Source organism: Flavobacterium hauense (assembly GCF_054457175.1).
The window spans coordinates 37,368-54,782 of record NZ_JBTKVX010000002.1 but is presented as its reverse complement, the minus strand read 5'-3'; the positions used below and the strand labels follow the sequence as shown (position 1 = coordinate 54,782).

General features: G+C 42.1%; 14 protein-coding genes. 10 read left to right on the top strand and 4 right to left on the bottom strand.

From position 1 onward, the window contains the following. Positions 1-52: 52 nt before the first annotated feature. The 3 genes from ACX0HA_RS01380 (at position 53) to ACX0HA_RS01370 (ending at position 3,085) form a co-directional block, all read left to right on the top strand. Positions 53-1,165: a T9SS type A sorting domain-containing protein gene (locus tag ACX0HA_RS01380; RefSeq protein WP_458843474.1), complete on the top strand. Its 1,113-nt coding sequence runs from the start codon at positions 53-55 to the stop codon at positions 1,163-1,165. A gap of 269 nt (positions 1,166-1,434) precedes the next feature. Beyond that, complete coding sequence (locus tag ACX0HA_RS01375; protein ID WP_458843473.1) at positions 1,435-1,815, top strand: hypothetical protein; 381 nt, start codon at positions 1,435-1,437, stop codon at positions 1,813-1,815. Between the two features lie 241 nt (positions 1,816-2,056). After that, positions 2,057-3,085, top strand: a complete 1,029-nt coding sequence (locus ACX0HA_RS01370) for a hypothetical protein (protein ID WP_458843472.1) — start codon at positions 2,057-2,059, stop codon at positions 3,083-3,085. An 80-nt stretch (positions 3,086-3,165) separates the two neighbouring features. Here ACX0HA_RS01370 and odhB read toward each other — a convergent pair whose 3' ends face one another. Both odhB and ACX0HA_RS01360 read right to left on the bottom strand, forming a co-directional pair. Next, complete coding sequence (gene odhB / locus ACX0HA_RS01365; protein ID WP_458843471.1) at positions 3,166-4,398, bottom strand: 2-oxoglutarate dehydrogenase complex dihydrolipoyllysine-residue succinyltransferase; 1,233 nt, start codon at positions 4,396-4,398, stop codon at positions 3,166-3,168. A gap of 56 nt (positions 4,399-4,454) precedes the next feature. Then, complete coding sequence (locus ACX0HA_RS01360) at positions 4,455-7,244, bottom strand: 2-oxoglutarate dehydrogenase E1 component (protein WP_458843470.1); 2,790 nt, start codon at positions 7,242-7,244, stop codon at positions 4,455-4,457. A 116-nt stretch (positions 7,245-7,360) separates the two neighbouring features. Between ACX0HA_RS01360 and ACX0HA_RS01355 the strand changes: the two genes are divergently transcribed. Together ACX0HA_RS01355 and ACX0HA_RS01350 are read left to right on the top strand one after the other, a co-directional pair. Next, the gene (locus ACX0HA_RS01355; RefSeq protein ID WP_458843469.1) at positions 7,361-7,897 is read left to right on the top strand and encodes a hypothetical protein; all 537 of its coding nucleotides are present in this window, start codon (positions 7,361-7,363) and stop codon (positions 7,895-7,897) included. A gap of 105 nt (positions 7,898-8,002) precedes the next feature. Beyond that, entirely contained in the window at positions 8,003-8,599 is a 597-nt protein-coding gene (locus ACX0HA_RS01350) for a hypothetical protein (RefSeq protein ID WP_458843468.1), read from the top strand. A 133-nt stretch (positions 8,600-8,732) separates the two neighbouring features. Here the strand turns inward: ACX0HA_RS01350 and ACX0HA_RS01345 are convergent, their stop codons facing one another. Further along, positions 8,733-9,086 (bottom strand): hypothetical protein, encoded by a 354-nt coding sequence (locus ACX0HA_RS01345; protein WP_458843649.1) that lies wholly within the window; start codon positions 9,084-9,086, stop codon positions 8,733-8,735. Beyond that, positions 9,086-10,060, bottom strand: coding sequence for a polyprenyl synthetase family protein (locus ACX0HA_RS01340; RefSeq protein WP_458843467.1), 975 nt, complete (start codon positions 10,058-10,060; stop codon positions 9,086-9,088). Before ACX0HA_RS01340 ends, ACX0HA_RS01345 begins: the two co-directional genes overlap by 1 nt. A 359-nt stretch (positions 10,061-10,419) precedes the next feature. Here ACX0HA_RS01340 and ACX0HA_RS01335 point away from each other — a divergent pair, with 359 nt between their 5' ends. The 5 genes from ACX0HA_RS01335 (at position 10,420) to ACX0HA_RS01315 (ending at position 17,373) form a co-directional block, all read left to right on the top strand. Continuing rightward, positions 10,420-11,019: a TetR/AcrR family transcriptional regulator gene (locus tag ACX0HA_RS01335; RefSeq protein ID WP_458843466.1), complete on the top strand. Its 600-nt coding sequence runs from the start codon at positions 10,420-10,422 to the stop codon at positions 11,017-11,019. Between the two features lie 80 nt (positions 11,020-11,099). Beyond that, positions 11,100-11,696: a TetR/AcrR family transcriptional regulator gene (locus tag ACX0HA_RS01330; protein WP_458843465.1), complete on the top strand. Its 597-nt coding sequence runs from the start codon at positions 11,100-11,102 to the stop codon at positions 11,694-11,696. 25 nt (positions 11,697-11,721) lie between these two features. Beyond that, positions 11,722-13,083 carry a TolC family protein gene (locus ACX0HA_RS01325; RefSeq protein WP_458843464.1) on the top strand — a complete coding sequence of 454 codons (1,362 nt, stop codon included), beginning with the start codon at positions 11,722-11,724 and terminating at the stop codon, positions 13,081-13,083. 4 nt (positions 13,084-13,087) lie between these two features. After that, positions 13,088-14,152 (top strand): efflux RND transporter periplasmic adaptor subunit, encoded by a 1,065-nt coding sequence (locus ACX0HA_RS01320; protein ID WP_458843463.1) that lies wholly within the window; start codon positions 13,088-13,090, stop codon positions 14,150-14,152. A gap of 47 nt (positions 14,153-14,199) precedes the next feature. After that, positions 14,200-17,373, top strand: a complete 3,174-nt coding sequence (locus ACX0HA_RS01315) for an efflux RND transporter permease subunit (protein WP_458843462.1) — start codon at positions 14,200-14,202, stop codon at positions 17,371-17,373. The last annotated feature ends 42 nt before the right edge of the window (positions 17,374-17,415 follow it).

Genomic DNA, 17,415 nt, shown 5'->3' with positions numbered 1-17,415 from the left:
CTATATGTAAGATTTTTTTTGCTATTTTAGCCAAAACTTAAACTAAACGATTATGAAAAAACTACTACTTTTCCTTCTTTTGGGATTTATGGCCAATGCCCAGACAAACGTTGATCAACTGCCTGATATGGTAATGTGCGACATTAACTCCGATGGATTTGCACTTTTTGACCTGACCAGTTATGACGCAATGATCCTGGAAGAAGAGAGCCCAAACAACTATTCGATTACATATCATGAAACACCGGATGATGCCGAGGAGAATGTAAATGCTATTGCAAGTCCCCAAAGCTATATAAACATTGTCCAAAACCAGCAAACGATCTATGTCCGCGTAACCGAAATGACAGGTGAAAACAACTATGAAACCGGACATTTCAATATTAGTGTAAATCCGGCTCCGGTAGCAACCCCATTAGCGATAAGCATTATCGATAATAACGATGAAGATCCGGAGGATGGCAGCATAAATATGGCCTTAGAGGCAGTATTAAACCCGGTTTCGGCATTGAATCCTCTTCCTGTATTTGAAGCAGATTTTTTTACTGACGAAAGCCTTACAATGCCTGCCCTATTCCCATATACCGTTAACCAATCTGTGGTATTATATTACAGGGTTCTTAATTCTATTACAGGATGTATCAACACCAGTTCGATAGAAATTACAGTTCTCCCTGGCAACTATGTTACCCCTGTCCCTACAGGCGAAACATTGTTTGGCTATGAGTTAGGTGACACGCTTGCCAATATTCCGGTAGAAGGCGAAAACATTCAGTGGTATGCGACCGAAACAAGTGACGCCCCTTTATCAATGTCTACTGAATTGACCAACGATACGACTTACTATGCCACACAGACAATAGCGGGCCAGGAAAGCGCAGATCGACTGGCTGTTAAAGTTTACAGCATTATTATGGGCTTTCAAAAAGACACTTTCAATGCAATGAAACATTATCCTAACCCAACAGCCAGCACCCTGAACATTGAAAATGCAAACAGCATTGACAGCATTAAGGTTACTAATGCTTTAGGGCAAAAAGTATTTACCCAAGCCATAAACAGCAACAGCGCCCAGGTTGATGTTTCATCAATTAGCAAAGGCGTTTACTTCGTTACAGTAACATCGGGAAGTACCTCGAAAATTATAAAAATCATTAAAGAATAATAAAATATCACTATACAAATACTAAGACCCGTCATTGTACGGGTCTTTTAACATTTAATAAGTAGGGGATTTCCTGACTTAACTGTTATACAACTACTTAAACTAAACTCAAATGAATAAATTGCTATTATCACTAGCTGCATGGATTGGACAACTGCCTCAGCCTTAAAACAGCTTTACACCAAAATTTAACTTTGTAAGCATAATTCTACGCAACCTTTATAATACTTTTGCGTCTTATACTAAATACTACACACATCTTACTAAAAATGAAAGCACTACTAATTAGTTTATTGTTTGGAACAATGACTTATGCCCAGACTACTATCGAAACACCACAGGACCTTTATGTCAGTGACAAAGACAATGACGGATTCGCTGTATTTGACCTTACATTTAACACTTATTCACTACTTGAAGGACTGGATGAAGAAGATTATAAGATTACATACCATCTAACTTTTAAAGATGCCGACCTAAATTCTAACACCATCCAGAAGCCTGCAAAATTTATGAACACTACGAAGTACAATCAGGAACTTTACGCCCGTGTTAGCAGCATTGCCGAACCAGCAAACTATTCGGTTGATCTTTTCACCATACGTACTCATAGTTCAGTTGCTTCGGATATTGAGGCCATGAAGCAATAAGGAAAAATATTTTTTTTCATAAGCAACCTTTACACTTTTTAATCATCTATCTGATACACAAACCCTTTCATGATAATCATTATCTAACAAAGGGCATCTACATATATCTGATAAACCCCGATAGTATATATCGGGGTTTTGTTTTTCTGCTTCGAAGTCTTAGTAGGGTATTTTCAAAATAAGTTGTTTACAGTAAAAGCACAACCTTTCACTGAACATAAACCAACTTATAAATACGATCATGAAAAGGAAAATCTTACTCTTGTCTGCCTTCACCCTTTTTTCGTTATTAACGGCCTGCGAATATGAACCTGTAGATATAACTCTCGTTGAAAACACGCCTGAAAACCCAACTAATCCTGAAGTGCCCGAAGCACCTGAAGTCCCAACAGCTGCACAATTCAATGCCCTGCAGGACAGTGCCCTTGAAAATATAAAACAGGAATTCACTTTCGATGCTTCACAAAGCATGGTAACGCTTACTTCAGAGAAAGGAGTTACAATAACATTATACCCCGGCTGCCTTAGCAAAAACGGAAATCCGGTTACCGGCACCGTAGATGTAGAATATGCAGAAGTATTTAACCGCGGAAATATGCTAACCGCCAATAAGCCTACTATGGGACTTATGCCAAACGGAGACAAAGGAATGCTGATATCGGGTGGTGAGTTTTATATTAATGCCACCCAGGGCGGCGTACAGCTTGAAATGAGCTGCGGCATGCAGCTTATGGTTCCGGCAACGCTTACTGGCGGACAGGACAACGAGATGAGCCTGTGGTTTGGTGGAATAGATGAGAATGGAGACCTTGTATGGGACGAAGTAAACAATGAGAATCCGCAGGGACAGCAGGAAGCCGGCGTAGGTACCGAAGGCGGTAACTACTATTGCTACTTCAACCACTTTGGATGGACGAATGTAGACCGTTTTTATAACGACCCAAGGCCAAAAACCACCATATACGTAGATGTTCCTGAAGGATATGACAATACTAACAGTGCCATTTTTCTTGCCTACGTGGGCGAAACTAACGCACTGGCATCATTAGACACTTATGATGAGGACCTGGAACTTTTTACCGAGCATTACGGACAAATCCCAATCGGACTTGAATGTTATGTGATCTTTGTGTCGGAACAGGATGGAGAGTGGATATATGCAATAAAGGCTGCAACCATAGTAGAAGATGGAATCATCACTATTACTAATGCCGATCTTAACAGCATCACCGAAGCTCAACTCATCGCATTAATAGATGCACTGCCATAAAAATTATACAGATTTTTATCGCTGCATAAAAACAAAACCCCACTCAATGAGCGGGGTTCTTTGTATATATCAAGCTGAGACTATAGCTCAAGTGCTTTTTTAGGATTGTTGTCCATAAGCAGTTCTACAGGGTTTTCTAAACCTTCTTTAACTGCTACAAGGAAACCAACTGACTCACGTCCGTCAATGATCCTGTGGTCATAAGAAAGCGCCACATACATCATTGGGTGGATCTCAACCTTACCGTTTACAGCGATAGGACGCTCGATGATATTGTGCATACCAAGGATACCCGACTGCGGAGGGTTGATGATAGGTGTAGAAAGCATGCTTCCGAATACACCACCGTTAGTTATAGTAAAAGTACCTCCTGTCATATCGTCTACAGTGATCTGACCGTCACGTGCACGAAGTGCAAGACGTTTGATCTCTGCCTCAATACCACGGAAAGTAAGTGTCTCTGCGTTTCTAACTACAGGTACCATAAGTCCTTTAGGGCCTGATACAGCGATAGAGATGTCAGCAAAATCGTAAGCAACTTTATAATCACCGTCCATCATCGAGTTAACATCAGGGAAAAGCTCAAGAGCTCTTACTACTGCTTTTGTAAAGAAAGACATGTAACCAAGGCCAACACCGTTGTGTTTTGCTTTGAATGCATCTTTGTACTCATTCCTTACGTTGTTTATAGGTGTCATGTTTACCTCGTTGAACGTGGTAAGCATAGCTGTTTCATTTTTAGCCGCAACAAGACGCTCAGCCACTTTCCTGCGAAGCATAGAAAGCTTAGTACGCTCAGAACTACGGTTACCACCTGTAGGAGTACCCATAGACGGTACTGCATTTACAGCATCGTCTTTAGTTATCCTTCCGCCTTTGCCTGTACCGGCAACGTCAGAAGTAGCAATATTTTTCTCGTCAAGTATTTTCTTAGCAGCCGGAGATGGTGTTCCTGCAGCATAGCTTGCAGGGGCAGCCGGAGCCGGAGCCGCTTTAGGTTCTTCTTTTTTCTCTTCAGCTTTAGGAGCTTCAGGAGCTTTTTCTGCTGCAGGGGCAGCTGCACCTTCAGGTTTAGCACCGTCAGTATCGATAAGGCAAACAACCTGCCCTACTTTTACTGCGTCACCTTCTTCTGCTTTAAGGGTAATGATACCACTAACTTCAGCAGGAAGCTCTAGTGTTGCTTTATCTGAATCAACTTCGGCAATTGCTTGATCTTTTTCTACATAATCTCCGTCTTTTACAAGCCATGTTGCGATCTCAACCTCTGTAATCGACTCCCCCGGTGAAGGGACTTTCATTTCTAAAATCATGTCAGTATAATTTTATTGGTGTTCCTATCTTTTTTGAAATATCAAAAGTACGATAATTAATTAAATAAGTTTTTGTCAAAAACCATGGCAATGGCCGCTGCGTGACGTTTTTTAGAACGTGTGTAGCTACCCGCTGCAGGCGCACTGTATGCTTTAAGGGCTGCAAGCCTTAACTTCACTTCTGTAAAGTTCATAAGCATGAAGCTATAAGCACCCATGTTCCTTGGCTCTTCCTGTGCCCATACATAATCATCGGCATTAGGATATTGAGCGATAATTTCTTTCAGCTGCTCTACCGGTAACGGGAATAACTGCTCTATTCTCACTACAGCAACATCATCACGCTTAAGGTTTTCTCTCTCAGCGATAAGGTCGTAGTAGAATTTACCTGTACAGAATACAAGTGTTTTTACTTTTTTAGCATCTGCTGCTGGATCGTTGATCACTTCCTGGAAGCTTCCGTTTGCAAACTCATCAACGGTAGAAACCACTAATGGGTGACGCAGCAAGCTCTTAGGTGTAAACACGATAAGCGGTTTGCGGAACGTTGTTTTCATCTGCCTTCTCAACAAGTGGAAGAAGTTAGCCGGCGTTGTACAGTCTGCCACATACATGTTGTGGTTTGCACAAAGCTGAAGGTAACGCTCCATACGTGCCGAAGAGTGCTCAGCACCCTGGCCTTCGTAACCGTGAGGCAATAGCATCACAAGTCCGTTCTGGTTGTTCCATTTATCTTCGGCAGCCGAGATGTACTGGTCAAGCATGATCTGTGCACCGTTAGAGAAGTCACCAAACTGCGCTTCCCAGATGGTAAGTGTTTTAGGGCTTGCAAGGGCATAACCGTAGTCAAAGCCTACAACACCATATTCTGAAAGCAGTGAGTTGTAAATATGGAATTTACCTTTCTGGTCTTTCAGGTTATTTAAAAGGATTACCTCCTCTTCAGAATCTTCTACTTTAACTACTGCATGACGGTGAGAGAATGTTCCCCTCTCCACATCCTGTCCTGACATACGCACATCGTATCCTTCAGTAAGCAGTGATCCGTAAGCAAGCAATTCGGCCATGGCCCAATCCAGCTTATCAGTATCAAAGTACATTACTTTCCTGTCGTTGATAAGCTTCTGTATCTTGCTTATGAACTTTTTATCCGACGGAAGTTCTGTTATCACTTTCGCAATATCAGTAAGTATGTCTTTATTGAAAGCCGTGTTTACTTTTTTAAGCATCTCATCAGCATCTGCCTGCGCATAGCCTTCCCACTCGTTCTGCATGAACGGGGTAATGATGGTAAGCTCTTTCTTTCTTGAAGCTTCAAGGTTCTCTTCAAGAACGGCTTTGTATTCTTTTTCAAGACCGGCTACATAATCTCCTGCGATAACACCATCAGCGATAAGCTTCTCGGCATAGATATCTCTTGGGTTTTTATGTTTAGCGATGATCTTATATAGTTTTGGCTGTGTGAAACGAGGCTCATCACCTTCGTTATGGCCATATTTCCTGTATCCTAAAAGGTCGATGAATACATCGCCGCCAAACTGCATCCTGTAGTCAAGAGCAAAAAGCATAGCGTGTACCACAGCTTCAGCATCGTCAGCGTTTACGTGAAGTACCGGCGAAAGTGTAACTTTAGCAATATCGGTACAGTATGTAGACGTACGTGCATCAAGATAGTTGGTCGTGAAACCTACCTGGTTGTTCACCACAACGTGGATGGTTCCGCCTGTCCTGTAACCGTCAAGGCCTGCCATCTGAACGATCTCATATACGATACCCTGACCTGCAACAGCGGCATCACCGTGAAGCGCGATAGGTAGTACTTTAGAGAAATCGTCGGCATAATGCCTGTCTTGTTTAGCCCTTGCGATACCTTCTATAACTGCACCTACAGTTTCAAGGTGCGAAGGGTTTGGCGCAAGGTTAACATTTATCTGTTTGCCATTCCTTGTTTTTTTATCTGCCGTAAGGCCAAGGTGGTATTTTACGTCGCCATCAAAAAGGGCGTCATCGTCATAATCTTTACCGTCAAACTCGCTGAAGATATCCGATGTTGACTTACCAAACACGTTAGCAAGTACATTAAGGCGGCCACGGTGAGCCATACCCATTACGAACTGCTCAACGCCCTGATCTGCTGCCGACTCAATAAGAGCATCAAGCGCAGGGATAAGCGACTCACATCCTTCAAGAGAGAAACGTTTCTGTCCAACATATTTTGTATGAAGGAAGTTCTCGAAAGAAACAGCCTCATTAAGTTTGCCAAGAATGTTCTTCTTCTGATCAGCAGAGAAAGCAGCCTGATTAGCGTTAACCGAAAGCCTGTCCTGAATCCATTTTCTTGTTTCAGGATCACGGATATACATGTACTCAACACCAATGTGCTGACAGTATATTTTTCTTAAGTGGTCAACGATCTGAGCAAGGGTAGCATTTTGAAGCCCAACTTCTTTACCGGCATCAAAAACGGTATTAAGATCGGCATCAGAAAGGCCGAAATTATCAAGCGCTAATGAAGGGGTAAATATCCTCCTATCCCTAACCGGGTTGGTTTTGGTAAACAGGTGGCCGCGCGTACGGTAGCCTTCGATAAGGTTTAGCACCTTAAATTCTTTCTGGATCTTTTCAGGAACACCTGAATAGTCAGAACCCGACTGTGCCGCCGGAGCAGCCTGTGCAGGCGCGCCAGTAGTCTCAAAGTCAGAACCATAGTTAGCCGACCCGAAGTCAAACCCCTGGAAAAAACTTCTCCAGCTTGGCTCTACGCTGTCCGGATTCTCTATATATTGATCGTATAAATCTGCGAAAAATGCAGTATGTGCTGCGTTTAAAAAGGAAAACCTGTCCATAATTATGTCTTTATGACCTTAGTTTTTAAAAAATTTTACGCAAAAGTACAATATTTGTAATAATCTTTCAGTGTTTTTTATATATTTATATTCATTAACATCTAAGCTTTACAGTCATGAAATCAGGCATTTTCAGCTTTATAACAAAACCGGCACTGATTATCGGTTTTTTTACATGTTTTACGGCTGTAAATGCACAGCAAAGCGATTTTTGGAGTCATGTTCGTTTTGGGGGAGCCGTTGGCGCATCGTTTGGCAGCGGCTATACCGATGTTACCCTTGCACCCGGAGCGATTTACCAGTTCAACCAGTACATTGGCCTTGGCGTAGGGCTTCAGGGAAGCTATTCTGAACAGAAAAACCTGTACTCCTCATGGATGTATGGCGGCAGCCTGATCGCACTCTTCAATCCAATCCCGGAAATACAATTATCGGCAGAGCTTGAAGAGCTAAGGGTAAACCTTGATGTAGAAAAAGACCCCTACGGATACTACGACGCCTACAGCAGGGATTTCTGGAACACGGGACTGTTTTTAGGAGCAGGCTACAACACCGGAAATGTAACCGTGGGCATCCGTTACAATGTATTGTTCAGTGAAGATGATTATGTATATAGCGAAGCCTGGATACCATTTGTAAGGGTTTATTTTTAATCTGTTAATCATAACATTTTCACAACAATGCGACATATTTTAATATGATTTAAATAGTTTTATTTGCACCCGAAAATCCACCGGTTAACTAAAACTAAACAGATCATGATAATATTTGGAACTGCAGGCAGAGAAATTGCAAAAGGCAAAATAAGAGCAGCCTGTGCTAACTGCAAAGAGCCTAACAACATCAACATGTTTATAGTGCAGCGCTATGCACATGTATACGGAATTCCGTTTTTCCCTACCGAAAAAAAAGCCGTGACAGAATGCATCAGCTGCAACCATGTGCTTGAAAAAAAGCAATTCCCCGAAAGCTACATATATAATTACCTGGATATGAAATCTACCGCCAAAGCTCCTATATGGATGTTTACGGGCTTAAGTATTTTTGCCATTATTATATTTGTGGGTATTATCGCAGGTATCAGAAACGACAATGAAAATGCAGAACTTGTGCTCTCACCCAAAAAAGGTGATATTTATGAGATAAAACTATCCTACAAACAGTATACGCTTTATAAAGTGGATAAAGTAGAGGGCAATGCAGTATACTTTTTTGAAAATGAATACATATCCGATAAAACTGAAGGATTGAAAGACCTTTTACAAAAGCCATTCTATACCGAAAGCGTACCCATCATGAGAACCGACCTTAAAGCCATGCTCGAAAAAGGCGACATCATGGATATAGAAAGATAGAATAGTTTTGTCATTTCGAGCGAAATGAAATGTAGTCGACAAATCTCAAAACACATTGTTTATAGTACTATCAAGATTTCTCCATTACGCTGCGCTTCAGTCGAAATGACACACAACAATATGAAATAGGTTGCTAATACCTATTCCTGAACCACACCTTTTGCCATTCCCTTTTCAGCACTAAAAAAGCTACCTGCTCAGCAAGTTCGGCAATATCGCTGCCGTTTAGGGCTTTGATGTCTTTTTCGGGCACGTCTATAATGTATAGAAGGTTCAGGTACTCGGCAAACTTATGCTGAATAAGGTAATATATCTTATCCTGCACGCCCAGCTTTAGATTAATGGGTGTGATTTCGGTATCAAAATCAACCGATTCATTCGCCAATGTAAAATCTTTATTCAGCTGCTCTACAAGCTTAATGTAAAGCTGCTCTTTTTGTGCTTCAGATAATAGCAGATCGGTATTAAGAGGTGCGGTAAACGTCATCATACATTTCTTTGCATCAGGCTTTCGCCAAAGTTTTTCAGGAGTGCTTTTTTATCTTCGGGTATGTCGAGCTTTTCTAAAGTTGCAAAAGCTTTATAGGTATAGTCTTCAATAGCCTGTTTTGTAGTGACATCAGCACCGGTATGCCTGAAGATATTTTTTACAGCCACGATCTTGTCGCTGTTATCTTCCGGCTGCACCGAGAACCATTGCAGCAAATTTTGCTTCTCGAATTCATTAGCTTGTGCCAACGCTTTAAGATAAAGATACGTCTTTTTATTTTCGATAATATCGCCCCCTATCTGCTTGCCAAACGTAGCCGGATCGCCAAAAGCATCAAGGTAATCGTCCTGAAGCTGGAAGGCTATCCCAAGGTTAAGCCCAAAGTCATATATAAGGTCACAATTCTCTTCAGATGTTTTTGCAACAATACCTCCCATTTTCATGGCCGCCGCCACAAGCACCGCTGTTTTGTACTCTATCATTTTCAGGTATTCAGGCTCAGTAACGTCGTTGCGCATCTCAAAATCGACATCCCATTGCTGCCCTTCGCAAACCTCAAGCGCCGTTTTGCTGAACAGTTTTGCCAGCGAACGGAAAACAACCGGCTCATACTCTTCAAAATACTGGTAGGCCAATATCAGCATTGCATCTCCCGAAAGGATACCTGTATTAAGATTCCATTTCTCGTGTACCGTCTGATTACCTCTTCGCAGCGGAGCATCATCCATGATATCGTCATGCACCAGCGAAAAATTATGGAACATCTCTACCGCTATTGCTGCCGGAAGCGCCTCACGGCAGTCGGCACCAAAAATATCGGCCGCCATAAGCGTCAGTACCGGACGCATGCGCTTACCGCCAAGTGACAGTATATAGTGTATGGGACGATAAAGGTTTACGGGTTCTTTTTCCAGGGAGGCTGTTGCAAAATAATCAGAAACGATCTGCTGGTAGTGCACAATGGGAAGCATGAAATATATTTTTTTGCTAAAGTACCCCTTTTTCTTTTTCCTGTCAAAAGTTTCTCATAAGAGTTAAGCATAAGGCTACACCACAGAGATACGCCAAGAAGACACCAAGTGCCACAAAGACAAAAAAACCATTAAGCCCTCTGAGAATTCTGCAAAGGCAGAAAAAAGCTCAGTGCACTGCCTGAATAAAAACTTCGTGTGTATTTGTGTTTCTTCGCGAAACTCTGCGGTATAACTGAAAAACTCATTCTTAAGCAAATTTCACACATAAGCGTGATTCTTAAAATTATCAAAAACTTTGGAAACTTTTTTGGTTTCCAAAGTTTCCTTCACTACTTTTGCACCGCAATTTGAAATTGATGAAAGAGACTATCTTACAGAAAGCCAACGATATGTACATGGCTCATGGTTACAAAAGCGTAACCATGGATGACATTGCAGCTGAGCTTGGCATCTCTAAAAAAACCATTTATCAGCACTATGCCAACAAAAACGAACTGGTAGAAGCCAGCACGTTTTATCTTTTTGAACAAATATCTGACGGGGTAGACAAAATTTGCGAACTCGAAAAGAACGCTATCGAAGAAATATTTACTATCAGAACTTTTTTAAGCAGGAAACTCAATAACGAATCAACTTCCCCATTCTATCAGCTTCAGAAATTCTTCCCCCACACTTTCTCCACATTACACTCTAAACAATTTGAAAAAATGCACGGCTGCATGCTTCAAAACATACAAAAAGGTATTGAAAGCGGTCTTTACAGACCGGATATTAATGTAGATTTTATTTCTCGTATCTATTTTACAGGCCTTACAGGAATTAAGAATACAGAGATTTTCCCGTCGGAAACTTTTGAAGTTAACGCCCTGACTAAACAATATCTGGAATATCACCTGAGAGCAATTACAACTCCAAAAGGACTGGAAACGCTTATGATAGCACTTGAAAAATATTAACAAAATATTAACATTTGTCAAACCGAAAAAGGTATTAATTTTGCCTTGACAAAAATGTCAAACAAAAAAGTTAAACAAATATGTCAGCTAAATTAACAGATCAGGATACTGAAAAACTGATTAAAGATACAGCCAAGAAATTATTCTTTGGCGAAGGCCGCTTTAATGCGACCACACAGGAGATTGCAGATGCCGCAGGAGTGAACCGTACGCTGATAAACTATTATTTCAGATCAAGAGATAAACTGTTTGAGACTGTATTCGAAGACGCTCAAAAGCAGGAGCAGGAACTTACAGAGCAAATTGTTTTTTCAGACCTTCCGCTAAGAGAAAAAATAAGCCGCCATCTTGACAGCTGTTTTGAACAGGCAAAACAATACCCTTACCTTGAGATTTACATGGTAACCCAAATGAATCAAGGCTGCGTGTATAAAGACAGGGAAAAAATGGGCACGCTGTTAGACAAATTCTACCTGGAAATAGCGCTTGAGATGGATAAAGGAAATATCGAAAAAATGAGGCCGGAGCACTTTGCACTGAATTTTATCTCTCTTATGTCATTTCCTATATCTATGAGACCCCTGCTTCAGGAAACCATGGGTATGACAAAAGAATATTACGACACCATCCTTGAAGAACGCAAGGAAATTGTACTGAACACACTTTTTAAACAATAATCATCATCAATAAACACAGTTAACCATGAAAATCATAATTGATTTTAAAAGCTTTACTGCAAGAGGACTTGCAATGCTTATGGTGGTTTTGGCCGTTACCGGAGCACAGGCACAGACAGTGCCGGCTAAGGAACTTACGCTGAAGGACGCCATAAATTATGCGTTGGAGAACAAGGCCGAAGCACGAAAAGCAAAATTAGCGGTAGAGAACAGCGAGTACCAGATACAGGAGGTACGATCAAGAGCACTACCAAATATCTCGGCTAATGGAAACCTAACGTATAACCCCATTATTCAGCAAAACGCTGTAGACTTTGGACAAGGTACCCAGCTATTGGCTTTCGGACAGAAATGGAGCTCTGTAGCAGGTGTTTCTCTTACCCAAAACATCTTTGACCAGGCAGTTTTTACTGGTCTAAGGGCAGCCAGGACTACCCGTGAATTCTATAAAGTAAATGCGGAATTAACCGACGAGCAGGTTATAGAAAGGGTGGCCAACAACTATTATAACGTATATGTACAGCGTATACAGCTTACCGTGGTTGACAGCAATTATGTTAACACTGCCAAGATCAGGGACATCATCAAAGGGCAATATGATAACGGACTTGCCAAAAGAATAGACCTTGACAGGATTAACGTAACGGTATCTAACATAGATGCGGAGCGCATGCAACTGAAAAGTAATCTTGAGCAGCAGGAAAACGCGCTTAAGTTCTTTATAGGCATGCCTATAGAAACTCCAATCGTACTGCCGGATTCACAATTTGGCGTAACACCTCAGGCCTTTAACGATACTCCTGACACTAAGCTTCTTCCGCAATATAGATTGGTAGAAAAGCAAAAAGAGCTATTGGAGTTCAATAAAAAAGCGATCGTAGCTGAGTATTACCCAACGCTATCGCTTACAGCGGGGTATAATTACCTTGGACAGGGTCCTAAGATGCCATGGTTCCAGCCTTCATCTGCAGGCGTTTACTGGACAGACTTTTCAGCCATTGCCCTGAACCTTAATGTACCCATCTTTTCAGGTTTTGGAACACGTGCCCGTGTAAGACAGGCCGATGTTGACATCCGCGAAGCAGAAGAAGACCTTAAAGACACCAAGCTTTCGCTTGACCTTGCTTACTCTAATGCCAGGTCGCAGATACAGGTGAGCCTTACCAATATAAACAACCAGAGAGAAAATGTTAAGCTGGCACAGGAAGTACTGGATGATATCCAGAACAATTACCAGAATGGCCTTGCCACACTAACCGACCTGCTTGATGCAGAAACCGGATACATTACCTCTCAACGTAACTTTACAAATTCGCTTTTAAACTATAAGCTGGCAGAAGTGCAGCTAATTAAAGCAAAAGGAGAATTAAGAACCTTAACAAACTAATCCCATGAAAAAAATACTATATATATTAGCAGGTGTTGGTGTAATTGCTCTTGGAGCTTATATACTAAACAAGAATAAAGAAAAGAATGATTCGGAAACGGCTGTAGTGTCTCAAAAGAACAACTCAGTAGCCGTTAAGGCAGCAACCGTAAAAAATGACAAGCCTAACACCGATTATATTGCTAACGGTACCTTTGAAGCATCTCAGCAGCTTGAATTCCCGGCAGAAAACAACGGCCGTGTAATTAAGGTATTGGTAGACGAAGGTGATGCCGTGCGTGTAGGACAGGTGCTTGCCGTAATTAAAGGTGACCAGCTTTCCATCGAACTTCAAAATACCCAGACAGCATACCAAACGGCCGTTGCCGACAACCAGCGTTATGAAAACGCCTTCAAAAGCGGTGGTGTAACAAAACAACAGCTGGACCAGGCCAAACTTAGCCTTGCCAATGCTAAAGCACGCTACGACCAGGCAAAAGTAAACTTTGGTGATGCTTCTATTAAATCGAGCATAAACGGTATTGTAAACAAGCGTAACATTGAGCCGGGATCGGTGGTATCTCCCGGTACTGTATTATTCGAGCTTGTAAATGTATCTACACTTAAATTAAGGGTAACAGTAACAGAGCAGCAGGTAGCGACCCTGAAATTAGGTTCAGAGGTTCCTGTTAGCGTGAGTGTTTATCCTGACAAACAGTTTAAAGGAAAAATTACTTTCATAGCTCCTAAAGCAGATCAGACTTTAAACTTCCCGGTTGATATCGAGATTAGCAACAATACTAACAACCAGATCAAAGCAGGTATGTATGGTTCGGCCAAATTTGGCAACAGCGGTGCTGCAAACCAGCCATCGGTGCTTACAGTACCAAGGATAGCTTTTGTAGGCGGTGTAGGAAACAGTCAGGTATTTGTGGTTAAAGACAGCGTTGCCAAATTTGTAAAAGTAACTCCGGGGCGCATCTTTGGTGAAGAAGTAGAAATACTTGGCGGCCTTAAAGAAGGTGATGTTGTTGTAACAAGCGGCCAGATCAACCTACAGGATGGTACTAAAGTGAGTGTTATAAAATAACCTCAGCCTCTCCTGTATGGGAGATGTAAACCAATTAAAGACATAAAATGAAATTAGCAGAAATATCCATAAAACGTCCAACGCTTATTATAGTGTTGTTCATCATACTTACGTTAGGAGGCCTCTTTAGCTACAGCAACCTGAGCTACGAGCTTATCCCTAAATTTGAAATGAATGTGGTAACGATCTCTACTGTATATCCCGGTGCTTCGCCAGGTGAGGTAGAAAATACAGTTACCAAAAAAATTGAAGACGCGGTATCGTCACTGGAGCTTGTAAAAAAGGTAGAGTCTAAATCATACGAAAGCTTATCGCTTGTAATGGTTACGCTTGAATCTGAAGCTGATGCCGATTATTCCCTGAATGACGCCCAGCGTAAGATCAACGCTATTGAGAAAGACCTTCCGGAGGATGCCGATCCTCCTGCACTTGTAAAGTTCTCCCTGAGCGACCTTCCTATCATTACCATGGGAGCGACTTCAAAAATGGACGAAGTTGAGTTCTATGACCTTCTTGATAAAAAGATCGAACCTATCCTTGCCCGTGTTCCGGGTGTGGCCCAGGTAACCCTTGTAGGTGGACAGGAACGTGAGATCCAGGTAAACCTTAACGAAGAGAAACTGAAAGGCTATGGCCTTAGCATTCCTCAGGTACAGCAGGCTGTACTGGGCAGTAACCTTGATTTCCCAACAGGTAGCGTTAAGACACGCGAAAGCTCTATGCTTGTGCGTCTTGCGGGTAAATACCGTACGATAGAAGAAATGCGTAACCTTGTAGTATCGTCTAAAAACGGCATACAGGTGCGCCTTGGCCAGATCGCCGATGTACAGGACAGCCAGAAAGAAGCCGATAAGATTGCCCGTGTAGACCAGGGAAGCGCTATTGCTATCCAGATCACTAAACAAACCGAGGCTAATGCCGTACAGGTGAGTGAAGACGTGCACGCTGCAATCGCTAAAATTGAAAAAGATTATGCTAAACAAGGACTGAAACTGGTAATTGCCAACGATACGTCTGAATTTACGCTTGTAGCTGCTGATGCAGTAATACACGATTTATTTATCGCGGTATTCCTTGTGGCATTTGTAATGTTGTTTTTCCTTCACAGTATAAGGAATGCGCTTATCGTAATGGTATCTATCCCTGCATCGCTTATTGCTACGTTTATTGGTATTTACCTGATGGGCTATACCCTTAACCTGATGAGCTTACTTGGACTGTCGCTTGTGGTAGGTATCCTCGTGGATGACGCCATTGTTGTACTTGAGAACATTTACCGACACATGGAGATGGGCAAAAGCAGGATACGTGCTGCTTATGACGGTACTGCCGAAATTGGGTTTACCGTAATGGCGATTACCCTTGTAATTGTGGTGGTATTCCTTCCTATTGCAATGAGTACAGGACTAGTATCTAACATCATTACACAGTTTTGTGTTACCGTAGTTATCGCTACATTGTTATCGCTATTATCATCATTTACGCTTATCCCGTGGTTATCATCACGATTTGGTAAGCTGGAGCATATTACAGGCAAAAACATTTTTGGCCGTATCATCCTTGGTTTTGAAAAAGGCCTTGACCGTTTCACGCACTGGGTAACAGGTATCCTTACCTGGTCACTTAAAAGCAGATGGACAAAACTTGCCAGCCTTGGTGTTGCAGTAGGTTTATTCTTCGGATCATTATTCATTGCAGGTACATTTGTAGGTGGTGAGTTCTTTGCCAAGCTTGACAGGGGCCAGTTCATCGTACAGATGGAATTGCCAAAAGATGCATCGCTGGAACAAACGAACTTCATGACACAAAAGGCAGAAGAGTTTCTTGCCAGCAGGCCCGAAGTAAAAAGCATCATTACTACAGTAGGACAAACCAGTGAAGGTTTTGCAGGCGTACAGGCTACTGCTTACAAATCTGAGATCACGGTTACCCTTGTAGATGCAGAACACCGTACGGATAACTCATTTGTATATGCTGCAAAAACCAAACGCGAACTTGAAAAAGTATTGGTAGGCGCAAAAATTAAAACCGTTCCGGTAAGTATCATGGGTGGTGCTGACGATGCCCCTATTGCCCTTACCGTAACAGGAAGCGACCTTGAGAGCGCTATGGAATGGGCAAACAAAGCTGCTGCCGAACTTGCTAAAATTCCGGGAGCAACAGAGATAAAACTAACATCAGAGTCGGGTTCTCCTGAGGTTAACGTTCAGGTAGACCGCGATAAGATGGCGTCGCTTGGCTTAGACCTGTCAACTGTGGGTATGACAATGCAGACAGCCTTTAACGGTAATACCGATGGTAAGTTCCGTGCCGGACAGTATGAGTATGACATCAACATCCGTTTTGGTGAAGAGAACCGTATGGATATAAACGATGTGCGTAACCTTACCTTTATGAACAATGCAGGACAGGAAGTTAAGCTTTCTCAGTTTGCAGCAGTTACTGAAGGTTCAGGACCATCGTTATTAGAAAGACGTGATAAGAGTGCTGCCGTTACTATTCAGGGACAATCTGTAGGTCGTCCTGTAGGTGCTGTAATTGCCGACTGGCAGGCCGTATTCGAAAAAATAGAACGCCCGGCAGGTGTAGACTATGTATGGGGTGGTGATATGGAGATGCAGGGAGAAGGTTTCGGTACGCTTGGTATCGCATTGCTTGCAGCTATTGTATTGGTTTACCTTGTAATGGTTGCCCTTTATAACAGTTTCGTATATCCGTTTGTGGTACTGTTCTCGGTTCCGTTATCGTTCATCGGTGCGTTACTTGCCCTGGCACTGACCAACAACTCACTGAATATATTCACGATCCTTGGTATCATCATGCTTATTGGTCTTGTATGTAAGAATGCGATATTACTTGTAGACTTTACCAACCACCGTAAAGAGGCGGGTGAAACTACATTCAACGCATTGGTACAGGCCAACCACGCACGTCTTCGTCCTATCCTTATGACAACCATTGCGATGGTTATAGGTATGATTCCTATTGCATTGGCAAAAGGTGGTGCGGCAGAGATGAACAACGGTCTTGCATGGGTAATCATAGGTGGACTTGTGAGTTCACTATTCCTTACTCTTGTAATTGTACCTGTAGTATATTCAATATTCGACAGTATCATCCGCAGGGTATCTAAAGGTGAACCTATAGATTATGAAAAAGAAATGGTTGCCGACTATGAGCACAAAGAACTGAGCGAAGACGGCTTTACCACAAAACATTAAAAATTTTATTTACAATTCCTGAAGAAAAGGCTCTGTGTTAAC

Excerpts from the sequence above, each read along its gene's own strand:
- ACX0HA_RS01380 (WP_458843474.1), top strand. The coding sequence starts at position 53 with ATGAAAAAACTACTACTTTTCCTTCTTTTGGGATTTATGGCCAATGCC.
- ACX0HA_RS01375 (WP_458843473.1), top strand. The coding sequence starts at position 1,435 with ATGAAAGCACTACTAATTAGTTTATTGTTTGGAACAATGACTTATGCC.
- ACX0HA_RS01370 (WP_458843472.1), top strand. The coding sequence starts at position 2,057 with ATGAAAAGGAAAATCTTACTCTTGTCTGCCTTCACCCTTTTTTCGTTA.
- odhB (WP_458843471.1), bottom strand. The coding sequence starts at position 4,398 with ATGATTTTAGAAATGAAAGTCCCTTCACCGGGGGAGTCGATTACAGAG.
- ACX0HA_RS01360 (WP_458843470.1), bottom strand. The coding sequence starts at position 7,244 with ATGGACAGGTTTTCCTTTTTAAACGCAGCACATACTGCATTTTTCGCA.
- ACX0HA_RS01355 (WP_458843469.1), top strand. The coding sequence starts at position 7,361 with ATGAAATCAGGCATTTTCAGCTTTATAACAAAACCGGCACTGATTATC.
- ACX0HA_RS01350 (WP_458843468.1), top strand. The coding sequence starts at position 8,003 with ATGATAATATTTGGAACTGCAGGCAGAGAAATTGCAAAAGGCAAAATA.
- ACX0HA_RS01345 (WP_458843649.1), bottom strand. The coding sequence starts at position 9,086 with ATGACGTTTACCGCACCTCTTAATACCGATCTGCTATTATCTGAAGCA.
- ACX0HA_RS01340 (WP_458843467.1), bottom strand. The coding sequence starts at position 10,060 with ATGCTTCCCATTGTGCACTACCAGCAGATCGTTTCTGATTATTTTGCA.
- ACX0HA_RS01335 (WP_458843466.1), top strand. The coding sequence starts at position 10,420 with ATGAAAGAGACTATCTTACAGAAAGCCAACGATATGTACATGGCTCAT.
- ACX0HA_RS01330 (WP_458843465.1), top strand. The coding sequence starts at position 11,100 with ATGTCAGCTAAATTAACAGATCAGGATACTGAAAAACTGATTAAAGAT.
- ACX0HA_RS01325 (WP_458843464.1), top strand. The coding sequence starts at position 11,722 with ATGAAAATCATAATTGATTTTAAAAGCTTTACTGCAAGAGGACTTGCA.
- ACX0HA_RS01320 (WP_458843463.1), top strand. The coding sequence starts at position 13,088 with ATGAAAAAAATACTATATATATTAGCAGGTGTTGGTGTAATTGCTCTT.
- ACX0HA_RS01315 (WP_458843462.1), top strand. The coding sequence starts at position 14,200 with ATGAAATTAGCAGAAATATCCATAAAACGTCCAACGCTTATTATAGTG.